Source organism: Arthrobacter sp. Hiyo1 (assembly GCF_001263615.2).
In the GTDB taxonomy this organism is placed as follows: Bacteria; Actinomycetota; Actinomycetes; order Actinomycetales; family Micrococcaceae; genus Arthrobacter.
Genome location: NZ_DF952491.1, coordinates 7099 through 9260 on the forward strand (window position 1 = coordinate 7099; position 2162 = coordinate 9260).

General features: G+C 64.4%; 2 protein-coding genes. Both read left to right on the plus strand.

Annotated features, from left to right (window positions below; all coding sequences use genetic code 11):
• The first annotated feature begins 132 nt into the window (after positions 1 to 132).
• Positions 133 to 819 (plus strand): TetR/AcrR family transcriptional regulator, encoded by a 687-nt coding sequence (locus tag AHiyo1_RS23875; protein WP_059390275.1) that lies wholly within the window; start codon positions 133 to 135, stop codon positions 817 to 819.
• A 26-nt stretch (positions 820 to 845) separates the two neighbouring features.
• The coding region (locus tag AHiyo1_RS23880; RefSeq protein ID WP_148667763.1) for an MMPL family transporter at positions 846 to 2162 on the plus strand (1317 nt) is incomplete at its 3' end.

Here is a 2162-nt window from a genome sequence, read left to right on the forward strand (position 1 = left end):
CTCACCAGCGCGGCAGCCAACAGCCCACCCAGCAATCCACGCAGGCCGCGACGTCGGCCGCGCCCCAGGAACACGAGACCCCACCGGAGATTTAACTTGCCCTGAGTGCAAAGTTGCACTTAGTGTAACTATGTGACGCCTTCCGACACTATCGCCCTCCCGTCGCGCCGCGAACAGAACAAACTGGCCACCCGCCAAGCGATCGCCGACGCGGCCCTCGCCGTGTTGCGCAGCAAGGGGGCCGGCAATTTCACCGTGGAAGACATCGCGGAAGAAGCCGGCGTATCCCGGCGCACCTTCTTCAACTACTTCCCCAGCCTCGAAGCAGCCTTGGCGTCCGTGACCGAAGGCTTCCTGGACCATGCCTTGGAACAGTTCCGATTGCGCCCTTCGGACGAACCCATCCTCGATTCCGCCCGGGCCGCCCTCACGGCGCTGGCTGACCCTATGACGGTTTCCCCCATGGCCGAACTCTTCAGCCTCACCCACGACAACCGTGCCTTGGTGCGTTCCGAACTGGAAGCCTGGGACCACTGCACCACTCAGATCATCGACGCTGCCCGTCGTCGCCTCGGCCCGGATGTCAACGAGCTCTATCTGCGGGCTCTGGCAGGGTCCATCATTTCCTGCGGCAAGGCAGCCATGAGCGTCTGGTTCGAACAACACGGCCCGGATCTATCCGCTGAATCCCTCGCGAGCTTGCGGCAGCACTTGATCGACGCTATCGGCCTGCTCGGTTCAGGCTTCACGGCACCCGCCCCTCAAACCCCGTCGGCGCACAGCCCTCAGCCCGCGGCAGACTCCCAACACTCGGCATAACCACACACCGACAGATCGGTTCCGATATGGCACTCCTGCTCTACCGCCTTGGCAAGTTCTCCTACCGTCACCGCTGGCTGGTGATCTCCCTCTGGCTGGCTGTGCTCGTGGCCGTCGGCGGTTCTGCAGCCGCCTTCCACGGCACCATGTCCAACAATTTCCAGATCCCCGGCACTGAGACCCAGCAGATGCTGGACAAACTCAAGAAGGACCTTCCTGCCTCCTCGGGCGGTTCCGCAGGGATCGTCTTCGAAGCCGGCGACGCCGGATTCAACCAAGCCGGCAAGGACGCCATTGCGTCGGCCCTCGCCCAGCTGGAAAAGCTGCCGGATGTGCAGTCCACGGTCAACCCGTTCACGACCCAAGCCGCCTTGGACAAGGCACCGTCCGATCTTGCTGCCGGGGAACAGAAAGCTGCCGCCGGGCAAGCTGAGCTGGACAAGGCGCGGGCCACGCTCGACGCAGGCGATGCCCAACTCAAGGCCGCCGAGCAGCAAATGACCGCCGTCGGTATGCCCGCGGCGCAGATCCAGGCTCAGCTTGCCCCTCAACAGGCCGAACTCCTGGCCGGACGCCAGAAGCTCGATGCCGGCCAGAAGCAAGCCGCCGACGGCGCCGCCACCCTCGCCCTGGCCAAACGCCAAGTGACCGCTTCCCAAGGGATGCGCTTTGTCTCCACGGACGGTAAAGCGGCGATCGCGCAGGTCCAGTTCAAGACCTCGATCAATGGCCTGACCCCCGCCGTCCGGCAGCAAGTCCAGGACATTGTCCATGGGGTCTCCTCGGCAGGCGTCACAGCCTTGGCCAGCAAGGAAATCACCGAGGACGTCTCCCAATTGTTCGGTGTCTCCGAAATCATCGGTATCGCCGTCGCGGCCATTGCCCTGATTGTGATGCTGGGAACGCTCGTCGCCGCCGGCCTTCCCCTGCTGATGGCGATCATCGGCGTGGCGGTGGGCGTCGGCGGTACCTTTGCCCTCACCGGCGTCATTGACATGAGTTCCATCTCCCCGATGCTCGCGCTCATGCTGGGACTCGCCGTCGGGATCGACTACTCGCTCTTCATCGTCAACCGCCACCGCGGGCAATTGCTTTCGGGGATGGACGCCGAGGAATCAGTGGCCCTCGCGACCGGCACTTCAGGCAACGCCGTCCTTTTCGCCGGCCTCACCGTCGTCATCGCGCTTGCGGCACTGGTGGTTCCCGGGCTGCCATTCCTTGCGGTCATGGGTCTGTCGGCCGCCGCGACGGTGGCAGTCGCCGTCGTCGTCTCCCTCACTCTGACTCCGGCAGTCCTCTCGCTGGTGGGCCGCAAACTGATCTCTAAGCGGGCCTGGGCCAAG